The sequence below is a fragment of the Mycobacterium sp. genome (assembly GCF_035499775.1).
GTDB lineage: Bacteria > Actinomycetota > Actinomycetes > Mycobacteriales > Mycobacteriaceae > Mycobacterium.
Genome location: NZ_DATJYB010000059.1, coordinates 1 through 14924 on the forward strand (window position 1 = coordinate 1; position 14924 = coordinate 14924).

The window sequence follows — 14924 nt, forward strand, 5'->3', positions numbered from 1 at the left end:
GCTCGTGGAACAGGATGACGTCTTCGCTGTCGGCGATCCAGTGGTCGGCGAACCGCACCCGCATGCGGCGCCGCAGCGGCTCAGCGAACAGCAGTCGCGCGGGCAGCGGCTGCTCTGTGAGAAAGTGCCCCACCGACCCGGTCGCCAGCGGGCCCTGCTGCCATGCCAAACCCATCGCGATGTCCTTTCGTGGCTGAAATCTGTTACTAGATTGGGTATTCAGTCCAGGACGACGACCATCTTTCCACCGGCCTCGCCGGCTTCCATCACTCGGTGCGCCTCGTGGATCTGGTCAAACGCAAAGACATGCGACGGCTTTGCGTCCAGCTTGCCGTCGGCTACCTGCTGGGCGATGTCCTGCAGTGGTACGTCGGAGAGCGGGAAACCAGGTGCTCCAAACACGAAGCTGCCGAAGAAGTTCAGGTTCACGCCACTGGCCATGCGCAGCAGCGGGTTGAAATCGCCGATCGGGTCGAGTCCGCCCAGCCAACCCGCCAGGCACGCGGAGCCGCCGCGTTTCAGCATGTCCAGGGAGTCCAGGATGGTGCTGTTGCCCACCAGGTCGAGGACGGCGTCGATCTGCTTGGCTTCGGCGATGTGAGCGGCCAGGTCGCGCCGCTCCAGCTCGACGCGCGAAGCGCCCAGCTGTTCGAGCATCGGGAAACGCTTTTGGCTGCGCGCGGTGGCAATGACGTGCGCGCCGGCGGCCACCGCCATCTTGAGCGCGGCCTGGCCGAATGACGATGTCGCGCCGCGCAGTACCAGTGTCTGGCCCGCCTTGAGGTCGAGGTTGCGGAACAAGCATGTCCAAGCGACCGCATAGGCTTCGGGCAACGCCGCCAATTGTGACCACGGCAAGTCGGATTCGATGAGCGCGACATTGGCTGCGCGCACCCGCGTGTATTCGGCGTAGCTGCCGTTGATGGTGCGCCCCAGGCCGCCCATCAATGCCGCCACCTTGGCGCCGACCGGAAACTCGCCGCCCGGACACGAGTCGACGATCCCGACGCATTCGATGCCGCTCACTTCGGCGGCTTCCGCCCATTCCCCCCTGCGCATGTGCAGCTCGGCGTGGTTGATGCCGAAGCCCTTCACCTGGATCACCACCTCGCCGTCCTTGGGCACCGGCTTGGGGATGTCGGTGTAGACCAGTTTGTCCAGCCCGCCGAACCCGTCCAGGATGATCGCACGCATTGTTTCGCCGCCGGGCTGGTCACGTACCACAGCAGGCGCCGTGGGCAGCGCATTGGTGGTTGCGGCGTCATTGCTGATGACGGTCATAGTGGTTGCCTTCCAGTGATATTCATCCGCAGATGACGGAATGGCGGCCAGGCTGCCGACCGACCCGGCGTCGGCGTCGACCAGCGGACATTGCCTGCCTCGTTCCAAATAGTTAGTGGGCCTTCGGATATCGATGCGCGACGGGAGACCCTCGCGCCCCTCGGCAACCCGATTGGGCCAACTAACCCATTATTATGGGCTAAAAGACCCAAACTTGTCCATGGGTGTAGGCCAAGATTCGAGGCCCGCAGTTCCGTCAGGAGTTGGGTTCGCGACGGGTCCGGCGCTTGCGTGGCCCGGGTTGGGGGGCGAACGAACGCACGTAGTCGACGGCGGCATTGACCGCAACACGCAGCGGTTCCGGGTCGCCGGTGGCGTGGGTGACCAGCGCGCCGCCTTGGTGGGCGGCGACCAGCGACACCGCTAGATGACGCGGGTCTGCCTCGGGTCGCAGTTCGCCGCGGCGCCGCATCGTGGTGAGGCCGTCGCGAAACAGGTCGAGCCATTCGTCGTACCCGATGGAAAGATCGTCGTGCACTTCGTCGTCGGCGTCGATCAACTCTCCGGCCAGCGAGCCATAGACGCAGCCGCCCCGGCGGTAGACGGTGTCGATATCGGCGATACAGGCGTCGGTCCAGGCCCGCAGGGCCTGGAGGCTGTCGAGCGCACCCAGTTGCGGCTGGGTGTGGAATGCCACGACATCGCCCCGCCGGGCCGCGATGACCTGGCGGATCAGATCGCGCTTGTCGCGGAAGTAGTGCGAGATCTGGGATCCGCCCACTCCGGCGGTGCTGCGCACCTCGTCGATGCTGGTGTTGGCGACGCCACGCTCGAACATCAGCCGGGCCGCGACGCTCACGATCCGTGCCCGGGTCGCCTGTCCCTTGCGAGTGAACCGCGATGTGCCGTCGTCAGACACGTTGCCGCCGGGTGCGGGGCCGTCGCGGCGGGCGCGCGGCGCGTTGGTCAGAGTCGGTGGCGAACATGCGCAGATAGTTGACCGCGAAGCGAGTGGCATCGGCGTGCGGCCACTCCGCCCGGTAGGTAAAGGCCAGCGTGGCACCGCCTTGGTGAGCGCTGACCATCACCAACGCCAACTTGTGCGGGTCAGCCGCGGGGACCAGGATCCCGTCATCCTTCATCCGCTGGATCGCCTGTTCAAGCAGCTCGATCCACTGCCAGTAGCCCGCTCCCAACGCGCCGCGGGTGGCATCGTCGGACTTCGCCAGCTGCGCGGTCAGGGCGTGGTAAGTAGGCGTGCCGTCAAATCCGATGCTTCTGAGGTAGCGCATGTTGAGGTCGAGCCAACGCTCGAAATCGTCGAACGAATCCAGCTCCCCGAGCGTGGGTTGGCGGTGAAAGTCCAGCACCACACCGATCTGGCGCGCGACCACCGCGCGCGCCAGCGCGCCTTTGTCGGCGAAGTAGTGCGCAAGCTGTGAACCGCTCACCGAGGCGGCTTTGCGCACCCTGTCCATGTTGAACGCCGCAAGGCCCTCGGTCACGATCAACTTGGCCGTCGCCTGCACGATCCGATCCCGGGTGGCACGCCCTTTGGGGGTCAACCGCTTTTCGGTGTCGACGTGGGGATGGGCCATCGCGTCAGGCTAACCCGCGGCGGCTCCCATTTATGGGATATTCAGCCCACTAATTAGAGTACGGGCTGTTGCGTGCCGCCCGCGGGACTCGGTCAGCCGGCCACGTGAGCTTTGGCGAGGAAGTCGCGGATCAGCACGGCCACTTCGTCCAGGGACGACTCCAGCAGAAAGTGCCCACCGTCGAGGAGATGGATTTCGGCGTCGGGCAAGTCGTCGGCAAACGCCTCGGCACCCGCCGGGCCGAAGATCTCGTCGCCGCGACCCCAGACCGCCAGCAGCGGCACCGCGGTGGCGCGGAAGTACTCGTGCAGGCGGGGGTACATCGGGGCATTCGTGGCGTAGTCGCGGAACAACTTCAACTGAACCTCGTCGTTGCCGGGCCGCGAGATCAGCGCATGGTCGTGATACCAGGAACCGGGGTCCACCAAGGTCTCGTCGGCGACGCCGGTGAGGTATTGCCACCGGGTGGCGTCGAGGGTGAGGAACTGCCGCACCGCGGCCTCGGTGTCGGCTGTTTGCTCACTTTGGTAGGCCCACACCACTTTCCAGAAGCTCTCGACGAACCCGGCGTCGTAACCGTTGCCGTTTTGGCTAACGATGGCCGTGATCGCGGCCGGTTCACGCAGTGCCAGCCGCCAGCCGACGGGAGCGCCGTAGTCCTGCACGTATATCGCGTATCTGTCGATGCCCAGCGAGTCCAGCAGGCCGGCGGTCAAGTCGGTCAGCGCATCGAAGGTGTAGTCGAATTCCTCAACGGGCGGAGCATCGGAGAGGCCAAAGCCCAGATGGTCCGGTGCGACCACGTGGTAGCTGTCGGCCAGCGCAGGAATCAGATTCCGAAACATGTACGAGCTGGTCGGAAATCCGTGCAGCAGGACCAGTGCGGGCGCAGCGGGGTCGCCCGCCTCACGGAAGAACAGCCGATGGCCGTCGATGGTGGCGTAGCGATGATGAACTGCCGGCATGAGAATCCTCCTGAGCGGTGGGGCCGCGCGTCGTGCCAAAGCCGCCTCGGCAACATTTCTGGGTTGTTTAACCCAGTATGCACCAAAACCGGCGGCGCGCAACAGTGTCCGGATGGTGTTGACCTGTGCGCCAGGTTGAATTATTCTGGGTCAGCCAGCCCAATTTCAGGCGCGACCTACGCGGCGCTGCGGAGGCTTTTCGTCCATCGAGCCGGAGGAGTGAGCGCGCGATGGGTAACGCATTGCGGGACAAGACCGTCGTGGTGGTAGGACGGGGCAGCGGGATCGCGCGGGCGATTGCCCTGCTGGCCCAATCGGAAGGCGCCCGCGTCGTCGTGGCCGGGCGGGACCAGGCCAGGCTCGCCGGCGCGTACAGCGGCAGCGACATCACCGCCGAGGTCGTCGACATCACTGACGACGCATCGATCGCCTCCCTCGCCGACCGATTGGGCGGCGTCGATCACGTGGTCTCGACCGCCTCCGCCCGTGCCCGCGGAAAGCTTGCCGATCTCGACCGTCATAAGCTGCAGCTGTCGTTCGACACGAAAGTCATCGGCCCTGCTATGCTGGCTAAACATTTTGCACCGCACATCAATCCGGGCGGCTCGTTCGTGTTGTTCTCGGGCGTCAACGCTTTCAAGATCAACGTCGGCTACCTGGGCGTGGCCATCACCAATGGCGCGGTGGACTTCCTGACTCGCTCGCTGGCGGTTGAGCTCGCGCCGACACGGGTCAACGCGATCTCGCCCGGGGTCATCGATACGGGCGCCTGGGATTCGCTCGGCGACGAGGGTAAACGCGACTACTTCGAGCACGTCGCCGGCAGCAACCCGGCGCGGCGAATCGGAACCTGCGATGATGTGGCCAACGCCGTGCTGTTCGCGATGACCAACACCTTCCTGACCGGTGTGACGTTGAAGATCGACGGCGGCGAACCGCTGGTTGTAGGTCCGCTGGTTTAGGTCCGAGCGCCAACGAGGAGGCATGCGTGGGCAGGCTGGTGTCGGTGAATGTGGGCATGCCCAAGAACGTTCAATGGCGGGACAAGGTCGTATACACGGGGATCTGGAAGAACCCGGTCGACGGTCCGGTTATGGTGCGCCGCCTCAACATCGACGGTGACGGGCAAGGCGATCTGGCCGGGCACGGTGGTGAACAACGCGCTGTCATGGTGTATCAGGCTGAGTCGTACGACTTCTGGAAGACCTACTTGGACCGTGACGATCTCGAACCGGGAAACTTCGGTGAGAACTTCACCGTCACCGGGCTCGCCGACGACGACGTGTGCATCGGGGACCGCTACCGCATCGGCGACGCCGAATTCGAGGTTACCCAGCCGCGGGTGACGTGCTTCCGGGTCGGCCTGCGGCTGAACGAACCTCAGATGCCTAATCTGCTTGTCTCCCAACATCGCCCGGGCTTCTACTTCAGGGTCATCACCGAGGGCCAGGTCCGCGCCGGCGACGACATAGTCCAGACCCGTCGTGGCCGCCACGAACTCAGCGTCGCCGACGTCGACGCGCTGCTGTATCTGCCGAACCGCGATATCGACCAACTCCGCAAGATTATCGACTTTCCCGCACTCAGCCCCGGCTGGCAGCAATCGTTCCGCGACTTGTTGACGGCGCACGATAACGACGCGCCGCAGACGGCACCGTCTATCGGAGTCGAACCGGGGTGGAACGGATTTCGCTCGTTACGGGTCAGTGCGATCTGCCGGGAAAGCGCGCGGGTGTTGTCGATCCGCATGAAGGCCGAGGACGACGGCACGCTGCCGCCACCGCGCCCCGGACAGTATCTGACGCTGAGAGTTCGCGGCGCCGGCGAGCCCGCGCCGCTGCGCAGCTATTCGCTTTCCGGTGACCCCGCTGCCGGCAGCTACCGCATCAGCGTCAAAAGCGAAGAGCACGGCCGGGTGAGCCGATGGTTGCACGCCCACATCCAGCCGGGAGCGGTGCTCGAGGCAGCCGCGCCGCGTGGCGACTTCTACCTGATCGACGCCGGCAATCCCGTTGTCCTGATCTCAGCGGGAATCGGGATCACCCCGGTGCTGGCGATGTTGCACACCCTGTCGGCTGCCCGCAGCGGCCGCGACATCTGGTGGCTGCACACCACCCGCAATCGTGAGACTCAAGCGTTTGCAAGCGAAGTCACGACCCTGATCGAGTCGCTGGCGAACGCCCGTCAGCAGGTGTTCTACACGCAAGAGCACACGCGCCTGGACCGAGCGGCGATCGCGGCACTGAACTTGCCCGCCGATGCCGACGCATATCTTTGCGGCCCAACCCAATTCATGACCGACATGCGTGATGCGCTCTCCGCGGCGGGACTCGCTGCGGCGCATATCCACAGCGAATTGTTCGGTGCGTTGCCGGCAATCAATCCCGGCGTCGTCGACGGGCCACCGCGCAGGCCGCCGCACCCACCGGCCGGCCCAGCCGGGACCGGGCCGTCGGTCACGTTTTCCCGCAGCGGACTCACGGTCAACTGGTCGTCCGATTACCGCAATATTCTCGATCTGGCCGAGGCCTGTGACGTGCCGACCCGGTTCTCGTGCCGAAGCGGAGTCTGTCATCTGTGTGTCACCGGAGTTGTTGCCGGAACCACGATTTACGTCCAGCCGCCGCTGGAGCCGCCCGCTACCGGAGAAGTGCTGATCTGCTCAGCCGCCCCGGACAGCGACGTAGTGCTCGACCTCTAGGGTTCTACGGGCGCGTCGGGGCGAGCGAAAACCGTTGGGTTAAGCCGAAACCGCACGCTGGCCGCCGGTTGCGTGGAGGACGGCACCGTTGACATAGCTGGCATCGGGCGAGCTGAGGAAGACGATCGCGCTGGCGATCTCACTCGGCTCGGCCGGCCTCGCCAAAGCGGTGGTGGCGCCCAGTCCCTCGACCAGACCCGGCGTGACGGCGGTGCCGGGCGTTTCGGTCGGGCCGGCCGCAACCGCATTGACCCGCACTCCCGACGCGCCGAACTCGTCCGCCCACACGCGGGTGAGCAGTTCAAGCGCGGCCTTGCTGGCACCGTAGATTCCGCCCTGGCGCGCCGGCGTCGACGCGGCCAGCGTGCTCACGTTGACCACCGCGCCGTTGCCGCGTGCGGCCATCCCCGGTACCAGTTCCTGCACCAGGATGTACGGCGCACGCAGGTTGGTGTTCATCTGCTCGTCGAAATCGGCGTCGGTGGTGTCGGGTGTGTCGCCGAACCGGTAGATGCCGGCATTGTTGATCAGGATGTCCACCGCTCCGGCCTCGGCGGCCAATCGGCGGACCTCGTCGGCCTTACCCAGGTCCGCAGCGACGAAACGCGCTTTGCCGCCGGAATTTTCGATATCGCGGACGGTCTCGGCGCCGCGCTCGGCGCTGCGTCCGTGCACCACGACCTCCTCCCCGCGATCGGCCAGTTGCAGTGCGATTTCGCGGCCAATCCCGGACGTCGCGCCGGTGACCAATGCGGTGGAGCCGCTCAATGTTGTTGCCATACGCCGTCAAGCGCAGGCGCGGCGGTCTTTATTCCTGCGAGCCGAGCGCGACCGAGGCCTCCGCCGTGTAGCACAGGAACGTCATCGTCTCCTGCAGGTAGAGCTGCACAGTGTCGGCGTCGTGGCTGGTGTAGCCGATCGACACGTCGGTGCCCAGCTGTAGATCGAAGTCGCCGCCGCGGGTGGTCAGCACGAACGCGCCGTCGATGGCCGGCGCCCAGATGATGTCGCCGTTGACCAGGCGGTTGATGTGTTCGAGGATCGGATAGCCGTGTTCGGTGGTCTCGCTGACCTTGGTGTAGACGCCGGCAGACAGCAGCACCGAATAGGGTCCGTCGACGCCGGCCAACCGCAGTTCGGTCAACGCCTGCGCGACGACGTCGGGGATGTCACGTGGATCCTCGGGCAGCGTCAGCGCCGGGTTGGAACTGGCGCTGCGGATGCCCTCGATCGATGCGGCGGCGTACCCCTCGAAGATGGCGCGGTCCTCGACGAACGCCAGCTTCTTGGCCGCCGCCTTGACCGGGTCCCAGTCCGAGTCCTGCGAACCCCGCTCGACGTCGTCGATCTCGTCGCGCGCCAGCGTGAACGGAACCCGGAGCCGGACAAGTGGTTTGCTTGCCCGCAGGTGCGCCACCACACCGTCGGTGGGTGCCTTCGCATCGATCAGTCGGCCGGTGCCGACCGCCGCGGTGACCGGACCGCCCGGCTCGCTGACGTCGACCACCCGGCGGCCGGCGATGTGGCGCTTGAACGTCCGCGTGGCCTCCAATTCAATTTCCGCCCAAGCGGCTTCGGTGACCGGTGCCAGGTCGCGGTAGAGATTGTTCATCGGGCTGTTCCTTTCAGGCTGCCGATCGACAGTGAGCCGTCCTGAGAATCGGGAGTGACTGGCGTTGCGGGCGTTGGTGACTGGGGCAGGGGCGGTGGATCGTCGAGGAAGTCGACGGTAGGGGAGAAGAACAGGCATCCGGTCAGTGCGGTCGAGAAGTCCAGGATGCGATCGGTGTTGCCCGGCGGATCGCCGAGGAACATATTGCGCAGCATCTGTTCGGTTACCCGCGGCGTCCGCGAATAACCGATGTAGTACGTGCCGAACTCGCCCGCGCCGAGTTCGCCGAACGGCATGTTGGCCCGCACGATCTTCAACTCGTTGCCGTCGTCGTCTTCGATGACGTTCAGCGCTATGTGTGAGTTGGACGGCTTCACGTCGTCGTCCATCTCGATGTCTTCCAGTTTGCTCCGACCGATCACCCGTTCCTGTTCGGTGACCGATAGCGAATCCCAGGACGACATGTCGTGCACGTACTTCTGGACGTGGACATAGCATGATCCGGCGAAATCGGGATCCTCGTCGCCGATTGTGGTGGCGCTCAACGCGATTGGGCCGTCGGGATTTTCGGTGCCGTCGACAAAGCCGAGCAGGTCGCGGTTGTCGAAGTAGCGGAAGCCATGCACCTCGTCGACGACGGTGACCGCCCCGGCCATCGCCTTGAGGATACGGCCGGCCAGCTCGAAACAGACGTCCATGGTTTCCGCACGGATGTGGATCAGCAGGTCGCCGGGCGTTGCCGGCGCGGTGTGCCGCGGTCCGGTCAGTGCTGTGAACGGATGCAGCTCCGCGGGCCGCGGACCCGAGAACAAGCGGTCCCAGGCGTCTGAGCCGATCGAGACGATGGCCGACAGGTGCTTGGTGGGATCGCGGAAACCAATAGCGCGGGCCAGCCCGGATACGTCGGTCAAAGCGTCGTGCACGGTCTCTTCGCCGCCTTCGTCGATCGTGAGGACGAGGAAAATCGCGGCAGGCGTCAACGGCGTGAGAATGGGTTGCGGCTGAACCGGAGGCACTCTGCTGACCTTAGTGTGGCGACGGCGAGCGCCGAAAGCGGCGTGAGTAAGGCGTATGTAAGGAGCCGCGCAATTGGGACCCAGCGTGGACCCCACCGTCCCCAAACGGCCATGATGTTGGACATGTCGGCCAGCGCAACGGGCCTGTGCGAGTTCATCGACGCGTCTCCGTCGCCGTTTCATGTCTGTGCGACGGTGGCCGAACGGCTACAACGGGCCGGCTACACCCAACTCAGCGAGGCGGACCGCTGGCCGGACCAGCCGGGCCGGTACTTCACCGTGCGTGCCGGCTCATTGGTCGCCTGGAACGGTGAGCGCGCGGACGGCCCCTTCCGAATTATCGGCGCGCACACCGACAGCCCCAACCTGCGGGTCAAACAGCATGCGGACCGGCTTGTCGCCGGCTGGCGGGTGGTGGCGCTGCAGCCATATGGGGGAGTTTGGCTGAATTCGTGGCTGGACCGCGACCTTGGCATCAGCGGGCGGTTGTCGGTACGGGACGGCGCCGGAGTCAGCGACCGGCTGGTGCGCATCGACGATCCGATCCTGCGGGTGCCGCAGCTGGCCATCCACCTGGCCGACGATCGCAAGTCGCTGACGTTGGACCCGCAGCGCCACGTCAACGCGGTGTGGGGTGTTGGCGACTCGGTCGGCTCCTTCGTCGGATATGTCGCCGAGCGCGCCGGGGTTTCGCCGGCCGATGTGCTGGCCGCTGACCTGATGACGCACGATCTGACGCCGTCGCGGGTGAGCGGCGCCGACGCCAGCCTGCTCAGCGCCCCACGGCTGGACAACCAGGCCAGCTGCTACGCGGGACTGGAGGCGCTGCTGGCCTCGGCGCCGCGCGGTGTGCTGCCCGTGCTGGTCATCTTCGACCATGAAGAGGTCGGCTCGTCGTCGGACCACGGTGCGGAGTCTGACCTGCTGGGCACTGTCCTGGAGCGCATCGTGCTGGCCGCCGGCGGTACCCGGGAAGACTTCCTGCGGCGGCTGCCGGTGTCGCTGCTGGCCTCGGCCGACATGGCGCACGCGACGCACCCCAATTACCCGGAGCGCCACGAGCCAGGCCACTGGATCGAGGTCAACGCGGGGCCGGTGCTCAAGGTGCATCCGAATCTGCGGTACGCCACCGACGGACGTACGGCCGCGGCGTTCGAGCTGGCCTGCCGGCAGGCCGGAGTTGCGCTGCAGCGCTACGAACACCGCGCCGATTTGCCCTGCGGGACCACGATTGGGCCGCTGGCGTCGGCGCGCACCGGCATCCCCACCGTCGACGTGGGTGCCGCTCAGCTGGCCATGCACTCCGCTCGTGAGGTGATGGGTGCGCACGACGTGGGTGCGTATTCGGCTGCGATGCAAGCGTTTTTGTCGCCTGAGTGAAGCCGGCCGTCTGCCAGCGGCATAGAGTCGATCAGTATGGCGCCCAAGGTGGAGATGGTCACGTTCGACTGCGACGATCCCGCGAAATTGGCCGGCTGGTGGGCACAGCAGTTCGGCGGTACCACGAGGAGCTGCTGGCCGATGAATTCACGGCGGTGGTCCTGCCGGAAGGCCCCCAGCTCGGATTCCAGAAGGTGCCCGATCCCACGCCCGGAAAGAACCGCGTGCACCTAGATTTCCGCACCGCCGATATCGACGGCGAAGCGTCGCGGCTGACGGCCGCCGGAGCCACGGAGCTCGAACGGCATCAGTTCGGCGAGAACTATCGCTGGGTGGTGCTGGCCGACCCCGAAGGCAACGAGTTCTGCGTGATGTGTCACTAGGCGAGACCGAACAGCGGCCGGCAGCGGTCGAATCCGTCCACCTGCACTTCGACGGTGCGGTGCCGCTGCCAATCGTCGCGGGTCAACCGGAGCTGCAGTGCCTCGGCCATCGTCCCGTCGCGCGTCAGTCGATCCACGCCGTTGTCTTTGTACCCATTGCGACGAGAGACCGCGATCGAAGCCGGGTTGTCAGCGAACGACGTCGAGACCGCGACTTCCGCACCTAGCTCGGTGAACGCAAAATACAATGCGGCTGCGCGCATTTCGGTGCCGTAGCCCTGCCCCTGGTAACGCCACCCCAGCCACGATCCGGAATCTACCTGACGGGTGATCGGGAACTTCTTCGCCATGAGTGACTGCATTCCGACGGCAGTGCCGTCGATTACGACGGCCAGCGGCAGGGACCAGTCATCCGGTGTGAAGCCGGCCAGTTGCCGCCACACGTGTGACAGCGTGTTGAAGGGCAACTCCTCGCGGGGCCTTCTGGTCCACGACGAAAAGGGCATCCGCTCCGGGTCGTGGTCGAGGATGGTGTCGACCAGTTGGTCAGACAATTCTTCGTTGGGCAGCCGCAGCTGCAGACGCGGGGTGGTGACCCTCAAGTCGAACAGCGGCCAGTGACGCGACATGCCTCATTATGTTGATCCGCTTTGGCGATGTCAGGGGATCGGGCCGGCTGCGCCATCGGATTCTGTCGGTGCACTCACTTACGATCCGGTTATGGCGCTCAAGGTGGAGATGATCACGTTCGACAGCAGCGATCCGGCGAAGCTGGCCGGTTGGTGGGCCGAGGTGTTCGACGGTAAGACCCAGGAACTGATCCCAGACGAATTCATCGCGGTGACTCGGTCGGAAGGGCCCCGCGTCGGATTTCAGAAGGTGCCGGATCCAACGCCCGGAAAGAACCGTGTGCACTTCGATTTCGGGGCCGACGATGTGGATGCCGAAGTGTCGCGATTGACGGCGGCCGGGGCCACCGAGGTCGGCCGGCACAGCTTCGGTGACAACTTCCGCTGGGTCGTGCTGGCCGATCCGGAGGGCAACCAGTTCTGCGTCGCCGGGCAGTGATGCGATTTCCGCGGCGGTCGATTACACCGGCAGTACGATCCCGGCGGCCTGGCCCAGAATGATCTGCTGCCCGCCGGGTGACTCGTAGCCGCCGGTGGGCCCATAGACGCCGTATATCGGGTCGGTCGGGCCCGCCCCGGCGTACATGTCGTTGATCCAGCCGTCGGACAGGGTGTACACGGCGGCGGTGTTGCCTGGCGGCGAGAACCTGGTCACCAGCTGGGCGGCGAGGTCGATGACGGGATGCCCGCCCAACATCGAGTCGACATGCGAGCCGTTGACCAGCTCGACCCCGACGAACTGCCCCGGGTACAGACTGACCAGTTCATCGGTGGTCGCGCCAAAACCATTGAACGGCTGGGGCGGCGCGGCCACCACATAGTCGGGGATGTTCAACCCCTGCAGCTCGGCTATCGAGGCCGCGAAGTCCGAGGAATTGAACGCGACCCCGTCGAACATCAGTACGCCGAGAAGGTGGTTGTCGGCGGTGTCCGCCCCGAGGTCCGCGATGTAATCGCCGGCGGCGCCGGTGGCGAGGCCACCGCCCGCGGAGTGTCCGGACATGATGAAATCCACCGGCAGCTGGCCCTGGTAACCGGCGGTATTCGCGCTGATGTTCAGCGCCGTCTCGCTGCCCAGGAACAGTGAGGCCACGCCCTGCTGCATCTGCGTGCCGCCTATCCAGAGGCCGAACGGCAAAGGAATTGACGGCACGGTGGGAACGACCACGATGCTGTCGGTCTGCTGCGCCAGCTGGATGGCCAGATCGTTGTAGAACCAACCTATTGCCCCGAAGCCGTGCTGCAGATAGATGACGCCGTTGGCATGCACCGAGCCGTCCGCCTGCGTCGGGAAGTACCAGTGTGCGGGGGCGGCGTAGTTGATGGGACCAACCGGAATGTCCAGGAACGAGAACCCCACCTTGACCCCGGTTACCCCGTTGGTGGCCGGGGCGGTGGCCGCGGTGGTCACCCCCGCGCCAGTAGCCGCCGGCGCCGACGACGCACCACTGCTGCGTGTGCCGAGCGGCGACACATTCGCGGCCTCGGCCGTCGCATACGCGGTCCCGGCAGCGCTCAACGCACGCACAAACTGGGCGTGAAACTGTGTCGCCTGCGCGCTGAGCGACTGAAACGCTTGGGCGTAGCTGCCAAAAAGACTCGTCACAGCCGCCGACACCTCATCGCCGGCCGCTGCGACGATCCCCGTCGTCGAGGGCGCCGCCGCGGCAACGGCTCCCTTAATCGTCTCCCCGATCCCGGTCAAGTCCCCCGACGCCGCGGCAAAGCCCTCAGGTGCGGCGATCACGTATGACGACATCGGCGGCTCCATCCTCGTTGGCGCGGCAACCTCAGGACAGCTACAAAATGTTACCCAGGTTAGAAACTGAAATGGGCCGTTCTGGGAGCGCAGGCTAGTCGGTCTGGTGCGAGACGCGGCGCCTTGCGGCGCGCTGGCCCCTCATGGCATCGACTCGGCCCATGACATATGTCCTTCGAATCCCAGCGACGCGGCCATCGCGCCGTAGCGATCTCGATAGTCGCGATAGGAGGCTTCGTCCCCACGAGCGCGGGCCGACAGCGCGCGCAGCCGAAACAACCAGATGTCCCGCATGACCAGCCCGTCATCGGCTGGCGCGGCAGCTAACCGCTCGATCGCAGCCTCGGCCTCGGCCACGTCAGCCTCGGACCCGCGATCGAGCAGGGTCTCCACCAGAACACCCGTCGCAGACGTGCCCCAGATCAGCAGCCGGCCCTCGCGGAACAGATGGTCGACGGCGGCGCGCAGGAGCGATGTGGCCTGATCGCCATCCCCACGTCGTGCCCTCTCGCGGGCCACGTACACGTTGGCGAGCGGTAAATCGCACAGCAGGTATCCGCGGCGCAGGAGCAGGTCGCTGAGCTCAGCGAGGAGCGTTTGTCCGCGGTCACGCTCCGCATCCGTGTGGCGGTGCACCAGCGCAAGGCCAAGTGCCATCCGGGCCCAGGCCACCGCGAGGTCATCGCTGGATCGTTCCGCGGTCCGTACGATGTCCTCGATCTCGCGCATTGCGGAATCGTCGGGGTTCAGCGCACCAACCGGCACCGCGACGCAATAGACGTAGCCGACGACCGCGGCGTAGGTCAAAGGGTCGGCGTCGTGGGCCATGGTCACGCCGTACTTCAGGTCGTCACGCCATCCGCGATGACCCAGCCAATACCGGGCTGTACCCCGCTGCAGAAGGGCGGCCGCTAACGGAGACCCGAAAACCAAGTTGCCTTTCGTGGGATCACCGTCGGCCAGGTCGATGACCGCCTGTGCGAAGCGCAACGCGTGGCACCATTCGGCGCTCTCAGCCTTGGCGTAGGCCGGCGCAAAGGACAGCCCCACCGTCAGGGTCGGATCGCCGATCGAGCCGAGGAGGGCCATGGCCTCGGATGCCAGCTGCGACGCTTCGCGTATCCGGTCCTGCCACAATTGATCCATCACCAGCCCGGTCATCCCGATGGCCAGGGACGCCTTGTCCCCGGCGGCGGTGCACAACTGCCGCAGTTCCTCGAAGCGGGTACCTGCCACGCTCAGATGGACGCGCCAGGCGTTCGCGCAGAGCATGGTGCGCGGGGCGATGCGCATGACCGTCTTGTTCGGGTCCTCGGCGGGCAGTGCGTCGGCGATCGCTCGGGCGCGCTCCCAACTTTGTCGCGCTGCGGCGATGTCGCGGTAGGTCGCCCAGGTTGCGGCGCGCATGTGCCAGCCATACGCGGCATGCAGCTCGCCGGCTGACTCGAGGTGTTCGGCGATCAAGGCGGCATTTTCGTCGGCCGCTGCCGGGTCACGTGCTTCGACCGCGGACGCGACGCGCCGGTGCCATTCGGCGCGATCGGATTTCAGCTGCGATTCGTAGGCCACCGCGCGAATCAGCGGGTGGCAGAAGGCGTAT

The 14924-nt window shown here is 65.8% G+C and carries 13 protein-coding genes and 2 pseudogenes; 5 read left to right on the forward strand and 10 right to left on the reverse strand.

What is annotated here, in order from left to right; genetic code table 11:
* Positions 1-219: 219 nt before the first annotated feature.
* From VML93_RS03650 to VML93_RS03665, 4 genes are all read right to left on the reverse strand, one after another.
* Positions 220-1281, reverse strand: coding sequence for a zinc-binding alcohol dehydrogenase family protein (locus tag VML93_RS03650; protein ID WP_325607779.1), 1062 nt, complete (start codon positions 1279-1281; stop codon positions 220-222).
* A gap of 256 nt (positions 1282-1537) precedes the next feature.
* Positions 1538-2200, reverse strand: coding sequence for a TetR/AcrR family transcriptional regulator (locus VML93_RS03655; protein WP_325607781.1), 663 nt, complete (start codon positions 2198-2200; stop codon positions 1538-1540).
* Entirely contained in the window at positions 2193-2879 is a 687-nt protein-coding gene (locus VML93_RS03660; RefSeq protein ID WP_325607783.1) for a TetR/AcrR family transcriptional regulator, read from the reverse strand. The genes VML93_RS03655 and VML93_RS03660 overlap by 8 nt, the downstream gene beginning before the upstream one ends.
* Before the next feature lie 92 nt (positions 2880-2971).
* Complete coding sequence (locus VML93_RS03665; protein WP_325607785.1) at positions 2972-3844, reverse strand: alpha/beta hydrolase; 873 nt, start codon at positions 3842-3844, stop codon at positions 2972-2974.
* A gap of 125 nt (positions 3845-3969) precedes the next feature.
* Between VML93_RS03665 and VML93_RS03670 the strand changes: the two genes are divergently transcribed.
* A complete protein-coding gene (locus VML93_RS03670) occupies positions 3970-4806 on the forward strand; it encodes an SDR family oxidoreductase (RefSeq protein ID WP_325607787.1) in 837 nt (278 codons plus the stop codon).
* Positions 4807-4832: 26 nt separating this feature from the next.
* Positions 4833-6545, forward strand: a complete 1713-nt coding sequence (locus VML93_RS03675; RefSeq protein WP_325607789.1) for an MOSC and FAD-binding oxidoreductase domain-containing protein — start codon at positions 4833-4835, stop codon at positions 6543-6545.
* Positions 6546-6584: 39 nt separating this feature from the next.
* Here VML93_RS03675 and VML93_RS03680 read toward each other — a convergent pair whose 3' ends face one another.
* The 3 genes from VML93_RS03680 to VML93_RS03690 are packed head-to-tail and all read right to left on the reverse strand — an operon-like array spanning position 6585 to position 9173.
* Positions 6585-7325, reverse strand: coding sequence for an SDR family oxidoreductase (locus VML93_RS03680; protein ID WP_325607791.1), 741 nt, complete (start codon positions 7323-7325; stop codon positions 6585-6587).
* 28 nt (positions 7326-7353) lie between these two features.
* Positions 7354-8157 carry a family 1 encapsulin nanocompartment shell protein gene (locus VML93_RS03685; RefSeq protein WP_325607793.1) on the reverse strand — a complete coding sequence of 268 codons (804 nt, stop codon included), beginning with the start codon at positions 8155-8157 and terminating at the stop codon, positions 7354-7356.
* Positions 8154-9173: a Dyp-type peroxidase gene (locus VML93_RS03690; RefSeq protein WP_325607795.1), complete on the reverse strand. Its 1020-nt coding sequence runs from the start codon at positions 9171-9173 to the stop codon at positions 8154-8156. The genes VML93_RS03685 and VML93_RS03690 overlap by 4 nt, the downstream gene beginning before the upstream one ends.
* A 123-nt stretch (positions 9174-9296) precedes the next feature.
* Here VML93_RS03690 and VML93_RS03695 point away from each other — a divergent pair, with 123 nt between their 5' ends.
* Entirely contained in the window at positions 9297-10553 is a 1257-nt protein-coding gene (locus tag VML93_RS03695) for a M18 family aminopeptidase (protein WP_325607797.1), read from the forward strand.
* 36 nt (positions 10554-10589) lie between these two features.
* A pseudogene (locus VML93_RS03700) lies at positions 10590-10936 on the forward strand (VOC family protein).
* Here the strand turns inward: VML93_RS03700 and VML93_RS03705 are convergent.
* Positions 10933-11565 (reverse strand): GNAT family protein, encoded by a 633-nt coding sequence (locus tag VML93_RS03705; RefSeq protein ID WP_325607799.1) that lies wholly within the window; start codon positions 11563-11565, stop codon positions 10933-10935. The pseudogene VML93_RS03700 and the gene VML93_RS03705 overlap by 4 nt on opposite strands.
* 91 nt (positions 11566-11656) lie before the next feature.
* On the opposite strand from VML93_RS03705, the gene VML93_RS03710 reads away from it, so the two are divergent.
* Positions 11657-12004 (forward strand): VOC family protein, encoded by a 348-nt coding sequence (locus VML93_RS03710; RefSeq protein WP_325607801.1) that lies wholly within the window; start codon positions 11657-11659, stop codon positions 12002-12004.
* 21 nt (positions 12005-12025) lie between these two features.
* Here the strand turns inward: VML93_RS03710 and VML93_RS03715 are convergent, their stop codons facing one another.
* Together VML93_RS03715 and VML93_RS03720 are read right to left on the reverse strand one after the other, a co-directional pair.
* The gene (locus VML93_RS03715; protein ID WP_325607803.1) at positions 12026-13324 is read right to left on the reverse strand and encodes a PE family protein; all 1299 of its coding nucleotides are present in this window, start codon (positions 13322-13324) and stop codon (positions 12026-12028) included.
* Between the two features lie 141 nt (positions 13325-13465).
* Positions 13466-14924, reverse strand: a pseudogene (locus VML93_RS03720) (cyclase); the annotation flags it as partial.